Origin of the sequence: Niabella yanshanensis (assembly GCF_034424215.1) — a bacterium.
GTDB lineage: Bacteria > Bacteroidota > Bacteroidia > Chitinophagales > Chitinophagaceae > Niabella > Niabella yanshanensis.
Genome location: NZ_CP139960.1, coordinates 3,196,082 through 3,218,910, shown reverse-complemented (window position 1 = coordinate 3,218,910; position 22,829 = coordinate 3,196,082). Strand labels below are relative to the sequence as shown.

Genomic DNA, 22,829 nt, shown 5'->3' with positions numbered 1-22,829 from the left:
GAAAACACAAAAATAAAAGATTTTATTTGTCAAAAAAACAATTAAATTTGATTCACTTGTTTTAACGAATTGCGTCATGCTAAAATAAAGATTTGCATTATTTACATAAACAAAACGACACTATGCGGAGAAATATTTTTCTGTTACTGGCATTAGCGATTGGAATCTACGTGCCGGCCCAGGATAAGACATTTGTGGTTTCGGTGAATAAGCCTATAGCTCCTATTCAGCCCACGATGTGGGGTGTTTTTTTCGAAGACATCAATTTTGGAGCCGACGGAGGTATTTATGCCGAGCTGGTTAAAAACCGCTCTTTTGAGTTCACTAAACCATTGATGGGCTGGAAAGTAGATCAGCAGCCGGTTGAAGAAGGATCTGTATTAATTCAGAACAGGGGTGTGGCTCATACAGCCAACCCACGATTTGCAAGAGTTACTGTTAATAACCGGAAACGTGGTAGTTTATCTATCACAAATGAAGGATTTCGCGGCATGGGCATCAAGAAGGGCTTGCGCTACGACTTTTCTACATTGTATAGATCTGTATCCGGAAAAGTGAAATTGTATGTAGAATTGCTGAATGCGAACAAAGAAGTTATTGGCACAACAGAGCTAAGGCCTTCTGAAACTAAAACCTGGTTAAAGCTAAAGGCGGATTTTACATCCAGCGCCACAGAAGAGAAGGGCTCCATGCGCCTGGTATTCGAGGGCAATGGTATTATCGATTTGGATATGATTTCTCTTTTCCCCGGAGACACCTGGAAAAACCGTCCGGGTGGTATGAGAGCAGATATGGTGCAGATGCTTGCAGATATGAAGCCTGGTTTTATACGGTTTCCGGGAGGTTGTATAGTAGAAGGATATGATTTGGCACAAAGATACCAATGGAAAAAAACGGTAGGTCCGCTGGAGGAAAGGCAGTTAATTATCAACCGCTGGAATACGGAATTTGCGCACCGCCCGGCGCCTGATTATTTCCAGACCTTTGGTTTAGGCTTTTTTGAATATTTCCAGCTATGCGCTGATATAGGGGCAGAGCCTCTACCTATTTTAAATTGCGGTATGGCCTGCCAGTTCAATTCAGGTGAAGTGGTACCATTGGATCAGATACAGCCTTATATAGATGATGCATTGGATTTGATAGAATTTGCAAACGGCGCTATAACTACTAAATGGGGAAAACTGCGTGCCCAAATGGGACATCCCGAACCGTTTCATTTAAAAATGCTGGGTGTAGGTAATGAAAACTGGGGACCACAATATCTGGAACGTTTCAAAGTTTTTCAAAAAGCGTTGAAGGAAAAGCATCCTGAAATTAAATTGATCGCCAGTTCGGGTACGGACCCTGTAGGCGAACGGTTTAATTTACTGAATACAGAACTGCGAGCGCTGGATACTGATTTTATAGATGAGCATTACTATCGACCTCCCCAATTCTTTTTCAGCAATATCAATCGCTATGATAATTATCCAAGAAACGGTTCGAAGGTTTTTGCCGGTGAGTATGCCTCGCATGTACCCAACACCAATGGCGCAGTAAAAAGCAATTGGCTGGCGGCGCTTTCCGAAGCCGCTTTTTTAACCGGCCTCGAACGTAATGCCGAAGTGGTGCAAATGGCCTCTTATGCACCATTGTTTGCACACTACGATGGCTGGCAATGGGCGCCCGATCTGATATGGATGAATAATCTTAAAATAGTGGGTTCACCCAGCTATCATGTGCAAAAATTGTATTCTGTAAACAAGGGCACAACGGTAATACCCATTCAGAGGGACAATAAAATAATAGATGGTAAAGACAGCTTATATGCCACAGCAGCTATTGATGCCGAATCAAAAGAGATCATTGTAAAAATTGTGAATGCACAACCTCATGAACAAAAGATCTGCTTGAATTTTGAAGGGATAAAAAAGCTGGGCGGTACAGCAGTTCATACCGTTTTACAAAATGATAATTTAGACAAAATCAATACTATTGCCGAGCCGGATGCAGTTGCTCCAAAAACTAAAAACATTAAAGTATCGGGTAAAAAACAGCCGATAGCAGTAAAGGGATATTCTTTTAATGTGATCCGGATAAAATACTCTTAATAAGTAAGTAATCCTCAAAAAAAGCTAAAACCCGCTTTAAAAGCGGGTTTTAGCGTCTAACAAGCTTCTTCAAGTACCGGTTCTTTATTAGATTCTTTACTGATACGATATTCTTTTAAAGGCATCATCTTTTTGATCATGATAAAGCCGGCGAGCGCGGCTGCGATAAATAATACATCAGTCAGCCACAAATAGTAATATCCATACGACTCAATTATTTTAGTTGACAGGAATGGTGTGATAATAAAAGCCATTGAAAAACCCAGTGAATTCAGCGCCATATAAGAACCTTTATTATTGGCGCCCGCACGCAAAGCGCCTACCGTAGAAGTAAAGGGAAGTACCAATATTTCAGATAAACTGATCAATGAAATGGCGAGATACAAAGCCCACAATTCTGTAGTAAGAAGATAAATAACAAAACCCGGAATAATAAACAGGGTTCCCAGTATAATACTGTTATAAATAGAAAAACGGTTTTGAACGATACTCACTATAACCATTTCTGTAAGTACAATGATAAACCCGCTGTAGCCCATCAATGTACCAATAGCCTCTTTACTCATACCTGCTTTTTCATCAAAAAATAAAGGCATGGCATTAAGAAGCTGGCAAAAAGGAATAAAGTACAACATACATATAAATGCAAACAACAGGTAAGGCCTGTCCCGGTAGGCCGAAGCTTGTTGTTTGCTATTTTCAGCAGTTACTATACGAACAGCGGCTTTAGCCTTTTGTGCTTTTCGATTATTAAAATAGCTATAGAAAAGTATGGCTGCTATAAAGCAACCAATAGCATTACCCCAGAATAATAAATCGTAAGAGATAGCAGCCAGCAAGCCACCCAAAAAAGGGCCGAAAGAAAACCCCAGGTTAATGGCCATCCTGTTTAATGAAAAAGCGCGCGTTAAATTCTCAGGTTTGGCATAGCTGGTAATTGCGGCAGAGTTAGCCGGCCTGAAGAGATCGGCAATAAACGACAGGGTAAAAATACCAGCGGAGAGCGCCTCTACTGTATGAAATTTTCCGATTAAAATATACAGTGGCGCTGCCAGGAAGAGACTCAGGCATTGTACTTTGAAACTACCGAATTTATCGGTGAGCCATCCGCCGGCAATATTGCCTAGCAGTGAGCCTAGTCCAAAAAAGCTCAAAACGATACCTGCTTCTTCCAAAGAAAAATGCAGGTGATCACGCATATAAATAGCCATAAAGGGAAGCACCATGGCGCCTGTTCTGTTGATCAGCATTACCAGTGCCAGCATCCAGGCAGGTGTTGATAAACCCCGGTAAGAGTCTACATATAAGTTAAAAAATTTCCTTGTTTTCATTCGTACATGGTTATTGATTTTAGTCGAATATCCGCCCGGATGACCCGTTCGGACGGGGTGCCTTTGATGATTAAATTTTAATTACCCTGTCCAAAGGTTCAAATAACTCCGTTGGAGACTCCTTCGGAGTGTGATAAAAATGAAAATTTTAATCATGTCGGTTTCATTGCGGTTCTTTTTATAGCATTAAAAAAGCCCGGTACGTTGACGGTACCGGGCTTTAACTATAATGTTTTTATAATTAAGAGTTCATACTCGCCAAAAATTCTTCGTTGCTCTTGGTTCCTTTCATACGCTTCAATAATTCCGACATCGCCTCTTCTGTTTTCATCTCAGCCAGGTAAACGCGCAGTAAATTCATTCTTTGCAGTACCTCTCTGTCTAATAACAGGTCATCACGGCGTGTAGACGAAGCGGTCAGATCAATTGCAGGATAGATACGCTTATTAGCTAATCTCCTGTCTAACTGAAGCTCCATGTTACCGGTACCTTTAAATTCTTCAAAGATCACCTCGTCCATTTTACTTCCGGTATCAATCAAAGCAGTAGCCAGTATGGTTAATGAACCGCCATTTTCAATTTTACGGGCGGCACCGAAAAACTGTTTAGGCTTCTGCATCGCATTGGCTTCCACACCGCCGCTTAATACTTTACCGGAAGCTGGCGATACCGTATTGTGCGCACGGGCCAAACGTGTAATAGAGTCTAAAAGAATAATTACATCATGTCCGCACTCTACCAGCCTTTTTGCCTTCTGCAGGGCCACTGTAGATACTTTAACGTGCTTTTCTGCAGGCTCATCAAAAGTAGAAGCAATTACTTCTGCTTTTACGCTTCTTTCCATATCGGTAACCTCTTCCGGACGTTCGTCTACCAGCACTACCATCAGGTAACACTCAGGATGATTTTCTGCAATGGCATTGGCTACTGCTTTCAACAACATCGTTTTACCTGTTTTAGGCTGCGCTACAATTAAACCACGCTGGCCTTTACCGATCGGCGTAAATAAGTCGATAATACGTGTTGACAGGTCTGACGGACGAGTAAACAGGTTCAGTTTTTCGTATGGGAATAAAGGGGTTAAGTAGTCAAAAGGTACGCGATCACGCACTTCTTCTGGGCTCTTACCATTGATCGTATCTACTTTTAACAGCGCAAAATATTTTTCACCTTCGCGGGGCGGACGTACAGCCCCATGTACGGTATCGCCGGTTTTTAAACCAAATAGTTTAATCTGCGATGGAGATACATAAACATCATCCGGGCTGGAAAGATAATTGTAGTCTGACGACCTTAAAAAGCCATAACCATCGGGCATCATTTCCAATACACCTTCGCTTAAAATAACGCCATCAAACTCTACATTAAAAGTGGCTTCTTTTTCTTTTCTTGGGCTAAAGCTTTTAACCACAGGTTCTTCTATTACCACAGGTGCCGGGTTGGCAAATTTTTCCGTGGCTTTGAATGCCTGCTCAATGAAAGAAGCAGTAGCCGGGTCAAGGCTGAATTCGTCTTTATCGCCCGCAGGTTCTTCAGTGAATTCTTCAACACCTTTGTCGACGTCAAAAAGATCGCCGGTTTCAGCTGATTCTTCTTTTTTAGCTGCAGCCCCGCCTGCCTGGCGGACAGGTTTTTTCTTTTTTGCCGGAGCTTTGGCTTTCTTAGCCGGAGCCTTGGCTTTCTCAGAAGAAGTTGCTTTAGCTTTCTCCTCTTTCTCTTCCGTTCCATCATCTTCAACAAAAGCTTCTTCCGTTCCGATAGAGGTGGTGGCTTTTACAATACGTTTTCTTTTAGGTTTAGCTTCCGTAGAGGTGGTTTTAGAGCCCGCTATAGCCTGGTTATCTAAAATCTGGTAAATAAGGGTTTGCTTATCTAATTTCTTCGCATCAGGAATATTTAACTGCTCGGCAATATCCAACAGTTCCGGAACGAGCATGTCGTTCAATTGTAAAATATCATACATAAGGGTAATCTTAATTAATCAAATACCGGCTTTAGCATGCTGATTAACAAAAAAAATAATTGAAATTGTTTTTTGGTGAACTCTTATTGAAATGAAAATCAATAATTAGCAGAGATGATCACAAGCCTTCGGGTCATTTCTTCTGCGAAATTAGGGAGAAATCGACAACCTTCAAAAATTTTTAATTGTTAAAAATCCGTCGTTATTGATGTTTAACACACTGGAAGGAAAGTCCCGCTTACTTAGAAACTGTAGTTTGGTTATTGCCTGCCTGCCCGAATCGGCGGCCGGATGAGATGTCTTTCCCGGTTTTTGAATAACAGGAAGCACAGACCCTTTTACAAAATGTCCCTTTTTATTAAGGTAAACCTTTAGCAAAGGCGCATATCCCATTGGCCCGTGTAAAGACATATTACCATAGGTTGCAAAATTTCCGAGACTATAAGCAATCAGTTTCTCCTTATAAATTTCCATTCCACGGGTTACATGCGGACCACTACCTATCACCAGGTCGGCTCCCTCGTCAATACAATGGTGTGCCATTTCGTACACATTGCCCCGGTTTTCATTGAAGCTGGTTTCCTGCTTTCTTAGCACAGCTTCCGCATGAACGCCTTCTGCACCGCCGTGAAAAAATATAACTATGATGTCTGCCAATTCTTTGGCTTCTTTAATAACGGAACTTATTTTCCTGTAGTCGTTTATATAAACATGCCGCCCGCCGTGTCCCACACCAATAAAAGCCAGGGTTAAACTGCCTTTTCGCAACAAGGCTATTTCACAATCATTTTTAAGGCCTGAAAATGCAATACCCTGTTCTTCCAGCGCTTTTTTGGTTTGCACAATGCCTTCGTCTCCAAAATCACCGCTATGATTGTTAGCAATGCTCAAAAAATCAAAACCGGCATCGTTAAAATAGGCGGCAAAATGAGGAGGCATCCTGAAGGCATGGCAGTTGTTACCGGTTTTACACTTTTTGGAAACCGTAGTAGCATCGGCAATAACACCTTCCAGGTTACCGATGGTAATATCAGCATCACGGAGAGTATCTTTCAGCTTCTCGAGAATATTGCGTCCAGGTAACCTGTTGGAATCGGGATAGTTGCTGCCTAACATCATATCTCCTACAGCAATAATACTAATCAGGGAATCTTTATCCTGGCTGGGTTTTGCGGCGCCCGCAATGGGAGCTTTTGGGTACTGCGAGCAGGAGCACCACAAAAACAAGGATATTAAAAAAGCAGCGTTTCTCATAACAGCAGTGCAAAATTACAACAGAAGTGTATCTCCCTATATTTTCTACTTAAAGAAATTGAAAATTTTTTGGCATTTTATCCCGGAAACAGGGATACGGCTTGCTCATCTTATCTTTGCAACCCTAAATAAAGTGAGATGTTTAACAAAAGGATCAAAATTAAAACGCTTTTGGCGCAAGATCCCGAAAGCTATCGGGAGCAGGAGGTAACGGTAATGGGTTGGGTACGTACTTTTCGTAACAACCAGTTTATAGCTTTAAATGACGGAAGCACGAATACCAATTTGCAGGTTGTGGCCGAGCTCGGAAAGTTTGATGAATCTCTTTTGAAAAGGATCACTACGTCTGCTTCTTTAAAAGTTACAGGAGCTATTGTTCCATCCTTGGGGAAGGGCCAAACGATGGAGCTGAAAGCGGCTTCGATAGAGATACTGGGAGATAGTGATGCGGAAGTTTACCCGCTGCAGCCTAAAAAACACTCTCTTGAGTTCTTAAGAGAAAAAGCGCATCTGCGTTTCAGAACCAACACTTTTGCTTCTGTTTTCCGCATCCGGCACGCGCTGGCATTTGCGGTTCATAAATTTTTTAACGATAAAGGATTCGTGTACCTGCATACACCGATCATTACCGCAAGCGATGCCGAAGGCGCCGGCGAAATGTTCAGGGTAACCACCCTTCCCTTCGAAGACACGCCCAAAAATGAAGACGGGTCTATCAATTTTAAGGAAGATTTCTTTGGCAGATCGACTAATTTAACAGTAAGTGGTCAGTTAGAAGGTGAATTAGGCGCAACGGCTTTTGGCGAGATCTATACCTTTGGTCCTACTTTCAGGGCAGAAAACAGTAATACAGCGCGCCACCTGGCCGAATTCTGGATGATCGAACCGGAAATGGCTTTTTACGACCTGGAAGACAATGCCAACCTGGCTGAAGAGTTTATTAAGTACATCATCCGTTATGTATTAGAGAACAACCGTGAAGATCTTGACTTTTTAGCGTCGAGACTGGCTGAGGAGGAAAAACAATTACCCCAGGATAAGCGTAGCGAGATGGGCCTGATCGAGAAACTCGAATTTGTGATCAATAACGAGTTTCAACGATTGACCTATACGGAGGCGATAGATATATTGGCTAACAGCAACCACAATAAAAAGAAGAAATTCCAATATCCCATTACGGGATGGGGAATGGACCTGCAAAGTGAGCATGAGCGGTACCTGGTAGAAAAGCACTTTAAAAAGCCGGTGATACTGACGGACTATCCCGCCGGGATCAAGTCCTTTTATATGAGATTAAACGAGGATGGCAAAACCGTGGCGGCAATGGATATACTGGCGCCCGGAATTGGCGAGATCGTAGGTGGGTCGCAAAGGGAAGAAAGGCTGGATGTGTTGCTGGAAAAAATGAAAGCCATGCACATACCCATGGAAGAAATGTGGTGGTATGTGGATACCCGTCGCTTTGGTACGGTACCTCATGCAGGGTTTGGGTTAGGTTTTGAAAGGATGATTCAGTTTGTAACCGGTATGAGCAATATCCGCGACGTCATTGCATTTCCCAGAACACCAAAGAGTGCTGAATTTTAAATAGGTTGATAGTCCATGGCGAACTGACCATGGACTATTTCAATTTTTCCTTAAAAAAATCAACAGTTCTTTTCCAGGCCAGCTCTGCAGCAGCTTTGTCGTACCGCGGCGTAGTATCGTTATGAAAGCCATGATTTACCCTGGGGTACATATACATGGTATACGTTTTATTATTTTCTTTTAATGCAGCTTCATACGCCGGCCAGCCCTCGTTAACGCGGGTATCCAATTCGGCATACTGAATTAATAAGGGGGCTTTAATCTTTGAAACATCTTCTGCCGGTGGTTGTCCTCCGTAGAAAGGAACGGCCGCATTTAGTGTATTAATTTTTACCGCCATCATATTGGCGATCCAACCACCAAAGCAAAAGCCTACCACACCTACTTTTCCGTTACAATACTTGTAGTTTTTCAGGTAGTCATAGGCAGCTATAAAATCTTCCAGCATTTCATTTCTGTCGCGTTTGGCTTGCAGCTCACGTCCTGCATCATCTGTACCGGGGTAGCCACCCAGGGGAGTAAGCGCATCGGGTGCTAATGCAATGAAACCAGCCAGTGCGGCGCGCCTGGCTACATCTTCAATATGTGGATTAAGACCCCTGTTTTCATGGACCACCACCACCCCACCTAGTTTTCTTTTGTTATCGGCAGGCATGCACAGCAAACCTTTTATGGTGCCTCCTCCTTTAGGCGACTTATATTCAATATACTCAGCCTTCACACGCGGATCTTCCGGGGCAATCTGTACCTGCCCTTTATAATCGGGCATTAAAAAGCTCATGAGTGAGGAAACCGTTAACCCTCCTACAGCATAAATGGAAAGCTTCTGTACAAAGTCGCGGCGGTTAATTCGGTTGTGGGCATAGTCGTCATAAAGGTCAAAAACGGCTTGTTGAACATCTTCTTTTTTTATAGACATAGGATGAGTTTTAGGGACTATAAATTTATCGTATTTAGTTAAAATGCCGGAGATTTATTCAGGCCGGCGCTATTTGATTTTCGTTAGTGAACTATAAGGCTGAGGTATAATGAGCAAACGTTTGTCCAAATCTGTCTTATTATTTTTAATAACTTACCCGTAAAATTTACGCGGTGAATACAATTGCCTTTAGCCTTAAACTATTTTTTGTTCTAAGTGGTTTTATATTTTTTAATGATAGTGTGCAGGGATCTACACCCCGCAACCTGTTACAAAAGAGAGCCAATGAACAGGCTGTGAAGGAAGCGCTGGTACCCAGGGAAAAATGGATTAACTATCCACTCTATGCTGACCGGTCTGGTTGGGATCAATTTTTAGGAACCAGCAAAGACGGAATTGTAACAAGTGGCGAAAGCTACCTGAAATATGAATGGCAGGTTATAAAGGCAACTGATTACCTGGAGTTTTCGCGTAGCGGTTCCCGTGTGATCATGGAGGAGCCTTACAATCAAAATTTAAATGCCATTTCATCTTTATTCCTGGCTGAAATGGCAGAAGGAAAAGGACGGTTTATAGATCAGTTGATCAATGGGGTATTTGCTGCATGCGAAATGACTTCCTGGTCCTTATCGGCTCACTTGTCTCTGCAATTAAAAAATAAACGTTTTCCCGATCACAACCAACAGGTGATTGATCTGCTTGGAGGAGATGTGGGGGCACTGTTTTCCTGGATCTATTTTTTTCTTAATAAAGAATTTGACAAGGCTGACCCGTTGATTGCTCAACGCATGAAGTACGAAATAAAAAGAAGGATATTCGAGCCTTACATGAATGTGAACCATTTTTGGTGGATGGGCTTCGAAATTCGGCCAACGCGGGTGGTGAATAACTGGAACGTATGGTGTAACAGCAATGTTTTGCAGTCTTTTGCTTTAATAGAGGAAGATCCGGATAAGCTGGCTAAGGCGGTGTATAAAACGATGCAGTCGGTTGATCTTTTTATCAACTATAATAAAGGAGACGGTGCTTGTGAAGAAGGACCCTCTTACTGGGGGCATGCGGCGGGCAAACTGTATGACTATCTGCAAATTCTATCTGATATTACCGGAGGTAAAATCTCCATTTTCGATGAGCCTATCATTAAAAATATGGGCGAGTATATTTCGCGGAGCTACGTGGGCAATGGCTGGGTGGTGAATTTTTCGGATGCATCAGCGATAGGTGGAGGTGACCCAGCCTTAATTTACCGTTTTGGAAAAGCCGTGAAAAGCGAAGAAATGAAATCTTTCGCAGCATATCTTATCCGGCAACAAAACGGTCACCTGAAGATCAGGGGTAATCGTGATATATTCAGGACCTTACAAAGCGCCACTTATAATAAAGAGATGGGTACTGTAACTCCAGCACTGCCATCAGCGCCTTATACCTGGTATCCGCAAACAGAATTCTGTTATATAAAGAATAGAACTTACTTCTTTGCTGCAAAGGGAGGTTTTAATAATGAGAGCCATAACCACAACGATGTAGGAACGTTCGCTTTATATGTAGACACCATTCCTTTTTTCATCGATGCGGGAGTAGGCACTTATACGAGGCAAACTTTTGGCCGCGAACGTTACACCATATGGACCATGCAAAGTAATTACCATAACCTGCCCCTGATCAACGGTGCCGCACAACAATTTGGAGCAGCATATAAGTCGAGCGATGTTAGTTTTAATGTTGCTTCAAAAAAGTTCAGCCTGGATATAAGCAAGGCCTATAACAACGAAGCTTCAGTGAAAAACTGGCAACGCAGTTATGATTTATCAGATAAAGGCTTAGTAATAGAAGAGGCATTTGATCTTACATCGCTAAAGGAGCCCACTTCTATTCATTTCCTGGTATCCGCAAAGCCGGTTATCAATAAGGCGGGTGTGGTACTGTTAGAAAAGAATAGCCGCAAAGTCGAGTTCCGGTATACAAAGCGTCTTTTTAATGTTGAAGTGGACACGCTATCGCTAAATGACAAAAGGCTTTCTGATGTTTGGGGAAGCGAAATATATCGTATTAGACTGATTGCGGAAAAGCCACAACTAAAAGGAAAATATAATTATACTATAGCAAAGGTATTCTGAACCATAAACAAGGACGTATAGCTATTATTGGATAGGATGAAGGATCCCGGTGCGGTAAGAATATTTAACAGACGATCTTCAGTATAACAGGGGGATTAAAAATATGCGGATACAACATGCAAATTGGTAACTTTGACAATACTGCAACAACGATTGATTGCGAACTAAGCTATAGAGTAACAGCATTGCTATAAACATATAACACTATTGAAAAGATGCATTGGACAAAAACGCTTTTAGGGCCTATGATGATCCCGGTTTTATTTTCATGCGGTTCGGCGAAAAAGACGGCAGGTTGGCAGGAAGATAGTTTGGCAAAGAGCGGTTTAACCCACTCAGAAGAAATGCTTCAACATATGTTGCCGGCAGCAAACGAAAAATTTTCATCGGTTACAGGGGCCTATCCACGCACGATAAAAAATGAGAAGCTGGTAACCACATCCATGTATGACTGGACTCCGGGATTTTTTCCGGGCAGCCTGTGGTATGCATATGAGTATTCGAAGAAGGCAGACCTGAAGGCAGAAGCTATCAAGTGGACGGAGAAGCTGGAGCCGCTGCAAACCTTTACGGAGCATCATGACCTGGGATTTATGATGTATTGCAGCTATGGAAATGCATACCGGCTTACGGGTAACGAGTCTTACAAAAAAATACTTATCAATGCAGCAAGGGCTTTAAGTACGCGCTTCAATCCAACAGCCGGTGTTATTAAATCGTGGAATAGCTTTAAGTCATGGCAGGACAATACTACCTACCATTTTCCCGTGATCATCGATAATATGATGAACCTGGAGCTGTTATTCTTTGCATCAAAAATGTCAGGAGATACCAGCTTCAGGCATATCGCAACTACGCACGCATTAACCACCATGAAAAACCATTTCCGGCCAGATTATAGTTCCTATCATGTGGTTTGTTATGACTCTGCAAATGGAAAGGTACTTGCCCGGGAAACTGCTCAGGGGTACGCCAATAATTCTACCTGGAGTCGCGGACAGGCATGGGCTATTTATGGTTACACCATGACATACAGGGAAACTAAAGATCCACGCTTTTTAAACATGGCTATCGGTTTGTCTGATTATTTTATCAATAATAAAAGATTGCCGGAGGACTGTGTTCCTTACTGGGATTTTAATGCCAATGAAACCGGCTATACGCCAGGTATAAAGTCCAATGCCAATAAAACAAATACATTATATCGCGATGCTTCTGCTGCTGCTATAACGGCTTCTGCCTTGTTGGAACTGAGTACGTATGTAAACGAGGGACAATCGAAAAAATATAGAGAAGCGGCTGTAAAAATGCTGAAGTCCCTGAGTAGCGATAACTATACAGCCCAGGCAGGTACTAACGGTAGCTTTATTATTAAACATTGTGTGGGCAGCATTCCGCATAACTCTGAAATAGACGTGCCGTTAGTATATGCTGACTATTATTATATCGAGGCTTTGTTGCGATATCATCAATTACAAAAAGAAGAAATATTGTTTTCTTCTAATTAGGTCGTATGGCCTGATGCACATTTTAGAATATATTTGGAGATGCGATGGATTCTTTGCCTGTCCTGATTTATCAAGCCCCTATTCAAAGAACCGGTTACACTTTTACAGATTTCGGGGCTTTTCAGGCACCGGCAGATATCAATCGGCACGGCAATGAAAAAGATTGAATAGCAAAATAAGACGTAATGAACATTTAACTAATATCTTCGAATCATCATGAGTTCAAAAAACACATCAAGAAGAAAGTTCTTGAAAAATACAACGATAGCTACTGCTGCTACAGCATTGCTGCCAGATTTGCTTTTTGCCAAAAATAGTTTTTTACAATCAGCTGCAACAGCGCCCTCCGAAAAAGTAAACCTTGCCTGCATTGGTATTGGTAACCGGGGCCAGCAAATTATTGAAGAGTTTGCAAAGACCGGGCTGGCTAATATTGTTGCCTTATGTGATGTGGATATGGGGGCGCCCCAGACACAAAAAATAATGGGGCAGTTTCCGCAGGCCAAACGCTTCCAGGATTTCAGGCAGATGTTTGATAAAATGGGTAATGAAATAGAAGCCGTTTGCATCGGCACCCCCGATTTTTCACATTTCCCTATTACCATGATGGCAATGGCCCTTGGTAAACATGTGTATGTAGAAAAACCAATGGCCCGCACTTTCAACGAAGTGGAGCTGATGATAAAGGCCGCAGAAAAATATAATAAGGTGGTTACACAAATGGGTAACCAGGGTCACTCCGAAGGCAACTACTTCCAGTTTAAGGCCTGGACTGAAGCCGGCATCATCAAAGATGTCAATAAGATCGTAGCGCATATGAATTCAGCCCGCCGCTGGCATGGCTGGGATACAAATATAAAAGCATTTCCTGCCGCGGAGTCAACACCGTCTACCCTCGACTGGGACATATGGCAGATGCAGACTTTTGGACATGATTACAATAAGGATTTTGTAAACGGGCAGTGGCGTTGCTGGTACGATTTCGGTATGGGAGCCTTAGGAGATTGGGGCGCGCACATACTGGATACCGCGCACGAGTTTTTAGACCTGGGTTTGCCCACGGAGGTAAAGCCGCTGAAATTGACTGGTCATAATGATTTCTTCTATCCTACCTCTACTACTCTTTCCTATAAATTCCCCAAAAGAGGCAAAAAGCCAAAGGTAGAAGTACTGTGGTATGATGGGGTAGATAACTTACCTCCTATTCCTAAAGGGTATGGTGTGCAGGGGCTGGACCCCAATATCCCCCCGCCCAGTACTGGCGATATTAAAGGACCCAAGCTAAACCCCGGTAAGATCATTTACTCCAAAGATCTTATATTTAAAGGAGGCTCTCATGGCAGCACGCTTTCTATTATTCCTGAAGAAAAAGCAAAAGCTATGGCAGCTCAACTACCGCAGGTTCCCAAAAGCCCGTCCAACCATTTTAAAAACTTTTTGCTTTCATGTAAAGGACAGGAAAAAACACGTTCCCCATTTGCTGTAGCGGGCCCGCTCAGCCAGGTGTTTTGCCTGGGTGTTATTGCGCAGTGGACGGGCGATAAGATCAAATTCGACCGCGAAAAAAAGATCATCACCAACAATAAAAAAGCCAACGAGCTTTTGGTGGGTCCGCCGCCAAGGAAAGGCTGGGAACAGTATTATAAGATCTAACAGACAACAGATATCAAATAGGTTTACGATGATCGGGCGCTTTAACACGAGGCGCCCGATATCTTTATATGATTCCTGCACAAAGTGCTTTAGTTCTCTTCTTCCTCCTCAATAGTGGGGCGCTTGTTTAAAAATTGGGGTATAGCCTGGTAACCCGCTACCGTTTTCATCGAAATTTCATCTTAGCGTTTTATTTTTGTTGTAAGAAAGTGCATAACTGCAGGATCTCTTTTTGGCCTCACCTATTTCCCAACTTTAAGCTGGTATGATAAAATTCTTGATGCTTTTATTATTGGCTGCCGGATGGTCCGGAATTTGCAATGCTTCTGGTATTATCCTACCTGTAATGGTAACAGATACCCTTCCGGCGAAAAAACAGGCAGATCAAAAAACTCCAAGAGAAAAAGGAACGGCTCCGGCGAAAACCGTTAAAGCGGTACCCAAGGCAAAAAATCAGGCCAGGCCAAAGGTAATTGGAGTAAAACCGGTTAAAGTGAAGCCGGTGAAAGTAATAAGGCCAAAGATAAACGGAAAGGGATTTGGAAAGTAGACTATATTATGAGGCCGATAAAGCAAGCATTCAATGTTTTTTTCTTCTTCCTGTTTTCTTCGGCTGCCATGCCTGTAGCTGCACAGCAAAACAAGGATATCGCACCTGTTGATTCATCGGAGACAGCCTCTTCCCCTGCGACATTTACCCTGGCCTCGCTTTTTAGCAGCGGTATCGACTATTTTGGTCAGACCACTGAGCGGAAGCTTCCTTATATCGCACTCAATGGAACCCTCCGTCTTAAATCGGGTATTTATGCATCCGTTACGGGTTTTCATCTTTTTTCAGATAGCGCGGTGGTGTCTGCTACGGGATTGACTGCAGGTTACCAGTTTACAATTGCTCCCCAACTTACCGGCGATCTCAGTTATGTCTATACGGTTTTCCCAAAGCAATCGCCTTTTTTACAGGCATCAAGTCCTCACATGGCCAGTATAGCATTTAACTACGGGCACCTATTCAATACCGGTATCAGTGCCGACTATTCTTTCGGCCGGCAACAGGATTTTTTTGTAAGTCTCGCTAACGCAAAAGAGTTTGTGCTGAATACGGATCGCGACCGGCATATTTTCGCTACGACCCCCCAGGTGACTATTGTTGCAGGAACGCAGCAGTTTTATGAAACTTATCTTGTAGAACGAAAAAACAACGGTAAGGGTAAAGGCAATCCGCCTCCCCGGGAAGAAAGCCGCAGTTATGATCAGTTTGGTATATTGTCATACAACTTCAAACTACCATTATCTTACAACAGGGCTTCTTACCTGGTGGAGGCGGCTTATCAGTTATCACTATTAGGAAACAATGCAGCGGAGAGAACAGGTAAGACCAATTCTTTTTTTACACTTGGAGTTTATTACCAATTTTAATAATGTGCTATGAAAGTTTTAATTGTAGAAGATGAAGCGCTGCTGGCAGAGGAGATAGCTGTATCTCTGGGGGGCAGGCAATTTCAATGTGATTGGGCTTCATCGGCTGCTGAAGCGCTTAATAAAACCGATTTGGGCCATTATGAGTTTATATTATTAGATATTGGTTTACCTGACAAAGACGGCTTCTATTTATTAAAAGAGATCAGGAAAGATCATCCGGAAACAGCCATTATTATACTTACGGCCAGAGGGCGGGTAGAAGACCGGATTAAGGGGCTGGATATGGGGGCCGACGATTATTTGTCCAAACCCTTTTCGTTACTCGAACTTCAATCTCGTATAATGGCAATAACCAGGAGGAAATATAATCTTAACGATACCCTTACTGCTGTAGGCGCATTTGAACTGGATATCCGCAACCGGTTGATCAGGTATGAAGACCAGGAAGTGGATCTTTCAAAAAAAGAGTTTGATCTGTTCAGTTACCTGGTGTTGCATAAAAACCGGCCTTTAAGCCGCCTGCAGTTAAGCGAACATTTGTGGGGTGATTTTTCCGACGAAGGCAACGACTCTAACTATATAGATGTGCATATCAAAAATATCAGGAAGAAATTAGGCGCTTATGCTCCGGTAGACTGGCTGGAAACTATAAGGGGCATCGGTTACAAAATAAAAATGGAATAATGCGACTGCATACCAAGCTTGCCTTATTTACAACGATCAGCACGCTGACCGTATTAATAGTATTTGTAGTGTTACTACCGCAAATAATGCAAGAGGTTGCGTTCTCTAATACCAACCAGGCACTTTTACAGCAAAAGCAAAAAGTGCTGCAACAGATCAACGTTACCGGTATTGATTATTATCTTGAGGGAGATTCTACTTATGGTAGTTATTCTATGCTAAAAGATGAGTATATATCGCTGGAGCATGTGGATGCAACTGCCTTAACCGACACGTTAATAACAGAGCAGCGACTGGTAGACAGGGATACGATCAACTATCGTATACTCATGCACAGTTTCAGATCGGGAGATCAGGCGTATCTTTTAGAAATTGGTAAAAAAACGGCATCCATAAGTGCTGATGCAAGGGCTTTGCAGCAAACCGCCCTTTATATTTTACTACCCCTGGCGCTGGTTATATTATTAATACAGATCGTTTACAACCGGTACCTGCTAAAGCCGCTGGGATATATCATCCGGTCAAGGCTGTTGAAGGCCAGCTTTCCGTTTAACCGGCAGGCAGATAAGCTAAAAAGTTCAACCTACGACTTCCTGTATCTGGACGAAAGCATTTCACAGTTGATGCAGCAAATCAATTATGCATTTGAAAAAGAAAGAGAATTTACCTCCAACGCCTCTCATGAATTAATGACGCCGATCAGCATTTTGCAAAGCAAGATAGAGAACCTGGCGGAAGATGAAAGTTTAAGCGACGATCAGTATAAAAAACTGGAATCTATTACTCATATTATCCGGCGGCTGAAAAAAATAGTAAATGCGCTTTTACTAATATCAAGGGTGGATAACAACCAGTTTGACAACCAGGATGTGCTGGTTATCAACGAAATGGTTGAGCAGGTGGTAGAAGAGCTGCAGCACCGTATAGCACAAAAAGATATTGTCTTAGATATACGGCTTTCCCGTATTACCCTGAAAAATATAAACAGGGACCTGTTGTTCCAGCTATTTTACAATATAATCAATAACGCCATTAAATTTAACAAAACAGGGGGCTCAATAAATATAACAGACCGGCAGCTAAGTGGCTCGGCCTATGCGGTTTTAATAGAAGATTCAGGAACAGGCATTGATGAACAGCTGCTTAAGGAGGTTTTTTACCGGTTCAAAAAGGGAGCTACCCGGGCCGAAGGATACGGGCTGGGATTGTCTATTGTTGACGCTATTGCCAGGCATGAGGGCTTACTCCTCGATGTACAATCACAAAAGAATAAAGGCAGTTGCTTCACTGTCACTTTCCAGGAAAAGCATTTGTAAAAGTCTTCATGAATTTTTCATGTTGCCGGGATATGTTTGTATCACCATTAAACAAAATATCCATGAAACGAATTTTTTATTCCGTATCTATCTTTACAGTATTGCTGACGGCGGCCTGCTCAAAAAATGATAACAACAGTAATACTGAAGGCCAGGCTAAGGTACAAATGGTGTTGACCGATGCGCCTGGCCTTAATTATGAAGCCCTTTATCTCGACATAAAGGAAGTAAGCATTAACAACAGTACTACCGACGAAGGCTGGGTTCCATATCCTGTGGGATCTGTGTTTGCACAGCCCATTAATATTTTAGATTACCGGAACGGGAAAACTATTGCTGTGGGCGATCCGATTTCTTTGCCTGCAGGTAAAATTGAACAGATCCGGTTGGTTTTGGGAGATAATAATACGATCGTGGTACACGGGCAAACTGAAAAGCTCACGGTCCCATCGGGAGTAGTAAAAGTAAACCTTCACCAGGAGCTTTTGCCCAATGGTGTTTATAAGATCTGGGTTGATTTTGATGCAGCCCGTTCGGTAAAAGTACATGGCACAGGAAGCGGTAAATATATATTAAGGCCCGTTATTAAGGCATTTGTAGATCAAGCCAACGGACAAATACGTGGTTACGTAAAACCTGCAGCATCGGAAGCGCTGGTTTATGCTTTAAATGGTGCCGACACCCTGGGAAGTGCTATACCTGCTTTGGATGGTTTTTACCAGTTTGTAGGTCTTCCTGCGGGCGGTTATTCATTGTCTTTCGACGCCAGTACCGCATCAGGCTATAGAGATTCTACTATTAATAACGTAAACGTTGTTTATGGCCAGGTTACCGATGTGGGAACCTTGGCTGCACCCGTTTTGTTGACTAAGTAGTTTTTTTTCATGAGGGTTTAGAGTAAATATAAGGGTTCGTTCTTTTTGGAGCGGACCCTTTCCATTTTTAAAAAAAATTATTACTCAAAAAGATCCAGCTCCGCTATTGCCAGTACATTGCCTTTACCGGCAATTTCTTTTGATTCGATCTTTATATACTTAGCGGAGACCGGTGTAGAAAAATTATGCCTGCGTTTGGTAGGGTCGTTAATTAGATTTCCGAATTCAAAATTGCTGATGGTCGTCCAGGTTTTACCATCAGCGCTTGCATGCACAGCTCCTTTTTCCATCATGCCTTTATCATTGACGCTTTGCGGGGTGTAAGCAAACCCTTTTAATACGTAGGTTTTACCCAGGTCGATTGTAATGTATTGTGCTGGACCTGTCGCTTCAGAAAGCCAGTAGGTTTTGCTGTTAGCATCCAATGCAACGGCTGCTTTATGGCGTACCGATTCGCTGCTTAAGTCAATAACCTTCCAGTCTTTTTTAGCAATGCTTATTGCTTCGACTGCTACGCTACCTGTTTCGGTTTTACTGAATGCCACAGCTTTCACTTCGCCTTTGCTCATTTCAAAAGGCTGAGTATAAAGTCGTGAATTCTTAGTGGGAACGCTGCCATCGGTTGTGTAGCGGATCTCAATACCCGAATTAATATTGGCTGCTGCATTTTCGCCGTTATGATTCCAGTTGAAATTGTGTTGTTGAGGGGCGATGGTTATACGGCCATTGACATCCGAAGAAATTTGTAACTGGGGTGGTCTTGTTTTATAATAGAAAGCAGCTACCCTGTTGATAGCAGGAGCAGCTCTCAATTGTGTAAAGCGTATCCTGAATTTAGATGCAGTTACTTCGGGAAAACGAAGGATGCGCTTGTAACCGATATTGGTAGCTACTGCAATCTTTTTCCATTCATTGCCCGTCCAGGCATCCACTGCATGTGCTTCTACTCTTTCGCCATGTGTAGTAACCGACTCCTGTAATAAAATGCGATTGATAGTAATAGCTGACGGCATCGTAATAATTAATTCTGCCGCATTATCTTTTAGTAGAGAAAACGTCGCCGGGTTGTTATCTAAAATTTTTGCGTCGCCCATCGCATTTTTAAACAGGTTAATTCCGTAAGTATCCTTAATACGACGGCCCGCATCCAGCAGCGCTTTTACATCTCTATCAGAGAAACGGCCTTCCCTGTTGGGTGGGATATTCAAAAGAAAGGTAGAATTTCCTCCAACAGAACGTTCATATATATCGAATACATCATCAGCGCTTCTTACTTTCTGTTCCGTATTATCGCGATAAAACCAGCCCTCTCTTATAGAGGTATTGGTTTCTGCCTGCTGGTAGTGAATATATTTAGCCTTGTACAAATCATCCCGTTGACCCAGCGAAGCTTTCGTCAAATCAGGAAAGTAATTGGCTGTGTCGGGGTTAAATGGATAAGCAATCGTATTCCACTCGGTAGCCCTGGTGCCACCCGCCTCATTGCCACACCAGCGAATGTCCTGCTTGCCAAAAATAACGGCATTAGGAGCTAATGTTTGTATGAGCTTTTTCCAGGCCAGGTAGTTATAGGTCTGTCCACCTTTTGTTTTAGGGTGGGCGCCATCAAACCACACTTCACTAATAGGTCCGTATTCTGTCAGCAGTTCAAAAAGTTGGTTAAGGAAGTATTCATTATAATCATCTACCTTAAATGTAAAAGTGGTTTTATTGGCAAAAGGCCGCCCCGGTATATTGCGGGGGATAATCCTTTCGGTGTATGTACTCAGGTTGCCGTATAAACCTTCAGCATTTTCTATCTGGAACAGGTCTGCGGGCGATAAATAAATACCCAGCCTCAAACCGTATTTTTTACATGAGGTCGACAACTCTTTTACAATATCGCCCTTACCGTTTTGAAAGCCAGTTGACATGATACCATGTTTCGTATACCGGCTTTGCCATAAAACGAAACCGTCATGATGTTTGGCAGTAATAATAACCATCTTCATCCCGGCCTCTTTCATTACCCGGCACCATTGGTCCGTATCCAGGGTTTTCAGGTCGAAAACTTTAGGATCTTCTTTGCCACTACCCCACTCCATACGGGTAAAAGTGTTGGGACCAAAATGTATAAAGGCTATGTATTCGTTTCGCAGAGCGGCGTATTGATTCGCGGTGGGTACCACATGCACAGCCTTACTGATAATATCCTCTTTAGTATCGGTACTTAAAATTTCATAAGTATTTTTCAGCGGCATACGGATATCCTTAACCTGGCTGATAGTTACTAAAGAGAACAAAGAGCATATGGCTGCAATTGAAAGCTTTTTAAACATGGTATTGGTTTATTTGGATATGATAGCAAGATGATTGGTTAAATGATACCATCGGATGCTGTTTGTGCTATTTCTACTTTTTCTTTGGTATTGTCATCGCTCCAGCTGCCCACTGTATGTATACCCCACCGGTCCTCGCTGGCAAATGAAAAATCAGCATTATATTTTTGTGGCACTTTGCCATCTAAGAAAGCGCCACGTTTTACGGAGGGGAATATTTCTTCAAAAGTAAACATCGCTGTTAATGAAACGCGCCTGTACACATGAGAGCGGGTAATGTCCTGCATACCGCTAAGCCCCGCAGCACCCATCAACTCCACAAAAGTCTTCACCGTATTTTTATGAAAGTTGGCTACCCTTTCGCGTTTGTCTTCCACCACTAATCCTTTGGTAAGTTTTGGATCCTGTGTAGCTACGCCGGTTGGGCAGCGATTGGTATTGCAGATCAAGGCCTGTATACAACCCACTGCCAGCATCATAGCCCGGGCACAGTTGCAGGCGTCTGCGCCCAATGCGGCCGCTCTTGCAATATGGAAGCCGGTCATAATCTTTCCCGAAGCAATGATCTTGATATGATGACGGATATTTAAACCACAGAGCACATCTTCAACAAAAGCCAGACCGTCTAACAATGGAGCCCCCACATAGTTAGAGAACTCCTGTGGTGCCGCCCCGGTACCACCTTCTCCACCATCAACGGTAATAAAGTCGGGATAAGTATCCTGGCTGATCATGGCCTTGCAAATGGCAATAAATTCACTTTTATGTCCGATACATAATTTAAACCCAATTGGCTTACCTCCGGACAGATCTCTCAGATGTTTAATGAATTGAACCAGCTCCCGTGGCGAACTGAAAGCTGTATGATAAGGAGGCGACTCTACTGTTATACCCGGTGTAATATGCCGGATCTTGGCGACTTCCGGTGTATTCTTTGCAGCAGGTAAAATACCTCCATGACCAGGTTTTGCCCCCTGTGAAATTTTTATTTCGATCATTTTGACATTCGGTATCTGCGCCTTTTTTGCAAAGAGCCCGGGGGAGAAATTGCCCTGTTCATCGCGGCAACCGAAATAACCGGTACCAATTTGCCATATCAGGTCGCCTCCTTGTTTCAAATGAAAATCGCTTAATCCGCCTTCTCCTGTATTATGAGCAAATCCGCCAATTTTAGCACCGCCGTTCATGGCTTCTACTGCATTCGAACTTAAGGAACCGTAGCTCATTGCAGATATATTGAGGATACTCCCATCGTAGGGTTGCTTACAATCTTTATTGCCAAACAACACACGAGGATTATGCTCCAGCGTATTAAAACCTTTGGGTGCAATGGAGTGACAGATCCATTCATAGCCGGGCGCATACACATCCAGTTGCGTACCGAAGGGCATGGTATCATTATCCTGCTTGGCGCGTTGGTATATTGTAGAGCGGTCTATACGGTTTAAAGGGCGCCCGTCAATATCCGACTCCACAAAGTACTGGTAGATCTTGGGACGCAGCTCTTCCATTACATAGCGTAAGCGGCCAAACACCGGGTAAATACGACGGATGCTATGTTTGGTCTGTACCATATCATAGAATCCCATGAAGGAAACTACTAATACAGCAGCAAACAGCACATACCAGTTAATGCTGAAATAATAGCCCAATAGAAAAGTAACGACAAGCGATAGCAGGGCTACAATAATAAAGATGCGCCTCATATATAAAACATTTATATGACGAATGTATCAATTTAAAACAATCTAAAAAATCAATAGTTGTACTAACTTCTTAAAATAAAAGGCACTCC

16 protein-coding genes are annotated in these 22,829 nt (G+C 42.8%); 10 read left to right on the top strand and 6 right to left on the bottom strand.

The genetic code is table 11. The features are described 5' to 3' along the window. The first annotated feature begins 122 nt into the window (after nt 1-122). The gene (locus U0035_RS13400) at nt 123-2,090 is read left to right on the top strand and encodes an alpha-L-arabinofuranosidase C-terminal domain-containing protein (protein WP_114790280.1); all 1,968 of its coding nucleotides are present in this window, start codon (nt 123-125) and stop codon (nt 2,088-2,090) included. A gap of 56 nt (nt 2,091-2,146) precedes the next feature. Here the strand turns inward: U0035_RS13400 and U0035_RS13395 are convergent, their stop codons facing one another. The 3 genes from U0035_RS13395 to U0035_RS13385 all read right to left on the bottom strand — a co-directional run bounded on the left by U0035_RS13395 (nt 2,147) and on the right by U0035_RS13385 (nt 6,638). Next, a complete protein-coding gene (locus U0035_RS13395; RefSeq protein WP_114790279.1) occupies nt 2,147-3,421 on the bottom strand; it encodes an MFS transporter in 1,275 nt (424 codons plus the stop codon). A gap of 241 nt (nt 3,422-3,662) precedes the next feature. Next, on the bottom strand, nt 3,663-5,384 hold the full coding sequence (gene rho / locus U0035_RS13390) for a transcription termination factor Rho (protein WP_114790278.1): 1,722 nt from the start codon (nt 5,382-5,384) through the stop codon (nt 3,663-3,665). Nucleotides 5,385-5,555: 171 nt separating this feature from the next. Further along, nucleotides 5,556-6,638: a CapA family protein gene (locus U0035_RS13385; RefSeq protein WP_114790277.1), complete on the bottom strand. Its 1,083-nt coding sequence runs from the start codon at nt 6,636-6,638 to the stop codon at nt 5,556-5,558. Nucleotides 6,639-6,776: 138 nt separating this feature from the next. Here U0035_RS13385 and asnS point away from each other — a divergent pair, with 138 nt between their 5' ends. Next, nucleotides 6,777-8,225: an asparagine--tRNA ligase gene (asnS, locus tag U0035_RS13380; RefSeq protein ID WP_114790276.1), complete on the top strand. Its 1,449-nt coding sequence runs from the start codon at nt 6,777-6,779 to the stop codon at nt 8,223-8,225. A 34-nt stretch (nt 8,226-8,259) separates the two neighbouring features. On the opposite strand, the gene U0035_RS13375 is transcribed toward asnS, so the two are convergent. Then, a complete protein-coding gene (locus tag U0035_RS13375; RefSeq protein WP_114790275.1) occupies nt 8,260-9,144 on the bottom strand; it encodes a dienelactone hydrolase family protein in 885 nt (294 codons plus the stop codon). A 173-nt stretch (nt 9,145-9,317) separates the two neighbouring features. On the opposite strand from U0035_RS13375, the gene U0035_RS13370 reads away from it, so the two are divergent. The 8 genes from U0035_RS13370 (at nt 9,318) to U0035_RS13335 (ending at nt 18,716) form a co-directional block, all read left to right on the top strand. Beyond that, nucleotides 9,318-11,261 (top strand): heparinase II/III domain-containing protein, encoded by a 1,944-nt coding sequence (locus U0035_RS13370; RefSeq protein ID WP_211316385.1) that lies wholly within the window; start codon nt 9,318-9,320, stop codon nt 11,259-11,261. A gap of 215 nt (nt 11,262-11,476) precedes the next feature. Next, on the top strand, nt 11,477-12,769 hold the full coding sequence (locus U0035_RS13365; RefSeq protein WP_245957676.1) for a glycoside hydrolase family 88 protein: 1,293 nt from the start codon (nt 11,477-11,479) through the stop codon (nt 12,767-12,769). A gap of 216 nt (nt 12,770-12,985) precedes the next feature. Further along, complete coding sequence (locus U0035_RS13360) at nt 12,986-14,422, top strand: Gfo/Idh/MocA family oxidoreductase (protein ID WP_114790274.1); 1,437 nt, start codon at nt 12,986-12,988, stop codon at nt 14,420-14,422. 265 nt (nt 14,423-14,687) lie between these two features. Then, the gene (locus U0035_RS13355; RefSeq protein ID WP_162817807.1) at nt 14,688-14,972 is read left to right on the top strand and encodes a hypothetical protein; all 285 of its coding nucleotides are present in this window, start codon (nt 14,688-14,690) and stop codon (nt 14,970-14,972) included. Between the two features lie 8 nt (nt 14,973-14,980). After that, nucleotides 14,981-15,838, top strand: a complete 858-nt coding sequence (locus U0035_RS13350) for a hypothetical protein (protein WP_114790272.1) — start codon at nt 14,981-14,983, stop codon at nt 15,836-15,838. Between the two features lie 9 nt (nt 15,839-15,847). Next, the gene (locus U0035_RS13345; protein ID WP_114790271.1) at nt 15,848-16,525 is read left to right on the top strand and encodes a response regulator transcription factor; all 678 of its coding nucleotides are present in this window, start codon (nt 15,848-15,850) and stop codon (nt 16,523-16,525) included. Further along, nucleotides 16,525-17,841, top strand: a complete 1,317-nt coding sequence (locus U0035_RS13340) for a sensor histidine kinase (protein ID WP_114790270.1) — start codon at nt 16,525-16,527, stop codon at nt 17,839-17,841. Before U0035_RS13345 ends, U0035_RS13340 begins: the two co-directional genes overlap by 1 nt. A gap of 62 nt (nt 17,842-17,903) precedes the next feature. After that, entirely contained in the window at nt 17,904-18,716 is an 813-nt protein-coding gene (locus U0035_RS13335; protein WP_162817806.1) for a DUF4382 domain-containing protein, read from the top strand. 80 nt (nt 18,717-18,796) lie between these two features. Here the strand turns inward: U0035_RS13335 and U0035_RS13330 are convergent, their stop codons facing one another. Together U0035_RS13330 and U0035_RS13325 are read right to left on the bottom strand one after the other, a co-directional pair. Next, on the bottom strand, nt 18,797-21,034 hold the full coding sequence (locus U0035_RS13330) for an alpha-L-fucosidase (RefSeq protein WP_114790268.1): 2,238 nt from the start codon (nt 21,032-21,034) through the stop codon (nt 18,797-18,799). 38 nt (nt 21,035-21,072) lie between these two features. Continuing rightward, on the bottom strand, nt 21,073-22,740 hold the full coding sequence (locus U0035_RS13325) for an FMN-binding glutamate synthase family protein (protein WP_114790267.1): 1,668 nt from the start codon (nt 22,738-22,740) through the stop codon (nt 21,073-21,075). Nucleotides 22,741-22,829: the final 89 nt, after the last annotated feature.

Excerpts from the sequence above, each read along its gene's own strand:
- U0035_RS13365 (WP_245957676.1), top strand. The coding sequence starts at position 11,477 with ATGCATTGGACAAAAACGCTTTTAGGGCCTATGATGATCCCGGTTTTA.
- U0035_RS13360 (WP_114790274.1), top strand. The coding sequence starts at position 12,986 with ATGAGTTCAAAAAACACATCAAGAAGAAAGTTCTTGAAAAATACAACG.
- U0035_RS13350 (WP_114790272.1), top strand. The coding sequence starts at position 14,981 with ATGAGGCCGATAAAGCAAGCATTCAATGTTTTTTTCTTCTTCCTGTTT.
- U0035_RS13385 (WP_114790277.1), bottom strand. The coding sequence starts at position 6,638 with ATGAGAAACGCTGCTTTTTTAATATCCTTGTTTTTGTGGTGCTCCTGC.
- rho (WP_114790278.1), bottom strand. The coding sequence starts at position 5,384 with ATGTATGATATTTTACAATTGAACGACATGCTCGTTCCGGAACTGTTG.
- U0035_RS13340 (WP_114790270.1), top strand. The coding sequence starts at position 16,525 with ATGCGACTGCATACCAAGCTTGCCTTATTTACAACGATCAGCACGCTG.
- U0035_RS13335 (WP_162817806.1), top strand. The coding sequence starts at position 17,904 with ATGAAACGAATTTTTTATTCCGTATCTATCTTTACAGTATTGCTGACG.
- asnS (WP_114790276.1), top strand. The coding sequence starts at position 6,777 with ATGTTTAACAAAAGGATCAAAATTAAAACGCTTTTGGCGCAAGATCCC.
- U0035_RS13345 (WP_114790271.1), top strand. The coding sequence starts at position 15,848 with ATGAAAGTTTTAATTGTAGAAGATGAAGCGCTGCTGGCAGAGGAGATA.
- U0035_RS13325 (WP_114790267.1), bottom strand. The coding sequence starts at position 22,740 with ATGAGGCGCATCTTTATTATTGTAGCCCTGCTATCGCTTGTCGTTACT.
- U0035_RS13395 (WP_114790279.1), bottom strand. The coding sequence starts at position 3,421 with ATGAAAACAAGGAAATTTTTTAACTTATATGTAGACTCTTACCGGGGT.
- U0035_RS13355 (WP_162817807.1), top strand. The coding sequence starts at position 14,688 with ATGATAAAATTCTTGATGCTTTTATTATTGGCTGCCGGATGGTCCGGA.
- U0035_RS13400 (WP_114790280.1), top strand. The coding sequence starts at position 123 with ATGCGGAGAAATATTTTTCTGTTACTGGCATTAGCGATTGGAATCTAC.
- U0035_RS13375 (WP_114790275.1), bottom strand. The coding sequence starts at position 9,144 with ATGTCTATAAAAAAAGAAGATGTTCAACAAGCCGTTTTTGACCTTTAT.
- U0035_RS13330 (WP_114790268.1), bottom strand. The coding sequence starts at position 21,034 with ATGTTTAAAAAGCTTTCAATTGCAGCCATATGCTCTTTGTTCTCTTTA.